The sequence below is a fragment of the Stenotrophomonas sp. YIM B06876 genome, from assembly GCF_030711595.1.
GTDB lineage: Bacteria > Pseudomonadota > Gammaproteobacteria > Xanthomonadales > Xanthomonadaceae > Stenotrophomonas.
Genome location: NZ_JAUJUJ010000387.1, coordinates 1 through 761, shown reverse-complemented (window position 1 = coordinate 761; position 761 = coordinate 1). Strand labels below are relative to the sequence as shown.

At 52.7% G+C, this 761-nt stretch carries 1 protein-coding gene; it reads left to right on the top strand.

From position 1 onward, the window contains the following. Nucleotides 1-21: 21 nt before the first annotated feature. Nucleotides 22-761, top strand: a 740-nt coding sequence (locus tag QZH66_RS17475) for a hypothetical protein (RefSeq protein ID WP_305807103.1), incomplete at its 3' end; no start/stop codon positions are given.

The following is a 761-nucleotide window of genomic DNA, read 5'->3' as shown; positions in this document are numbered from 1 at the left end:
TGGTCGGTTTTGCGGCTGCGTGTGGACACTTTTGCCAAATGGTGTCGACATCTTGCGGCCAAGATTGTTGATGAGTCCATCGACCCCGACGAGGTGCTTAAGGGCACACTGATTCCGAAAATTGTTTCGGCACGCCCAGAACAGCATCCAATTGGAGTCGACTGGCCTCTGGACTTTGTATCTCGCCAGGAGCATCAAGTTGGCTTCGTTCCGATTGGACGTTCCGAAGTCTCAATTTCGGACGTTGAATTCAACGTGCTTGATGGCCCACTGACTGAGCCACTCATACTCGAGATACGCTGCGATGAGTGGACGCGACAGGTTCTCCTTGAGATTTTTCCATCTGGCGACACCACTGACTACCGATTTTCATACGTTGGAGCGGGGCAGCTTGACGTTCGCACGGGTGCCTCTGGCGGGCAAGACCTTTGTCAATACCTTACGGCGCACCCACCGACAGTCTGGTTTGCAGATGGCTCGTCGCTCGAAGGAAATCTGCTCGTTGAGCTTCCACGCGCAGCGCCTCAGTACGATACTGACAAGCTCCAAGTATTAGATTGGAGCGGTATAGACCTAACGAAGGAGTCACAGCACGCAAGTCGGCGAACTGATTCCATTCAATTCCGGCTTCTTGAACAGCTTCGCAAGAAGACTGGTTACGCCGTCCTCTTCGACGATGACGATGCAGGGGAAGCTGCAGACGTTGTCGGCATTAAAGTTCAGGAAGATGGCAATCAACGACGCATCGAAGTTGAGTTTTA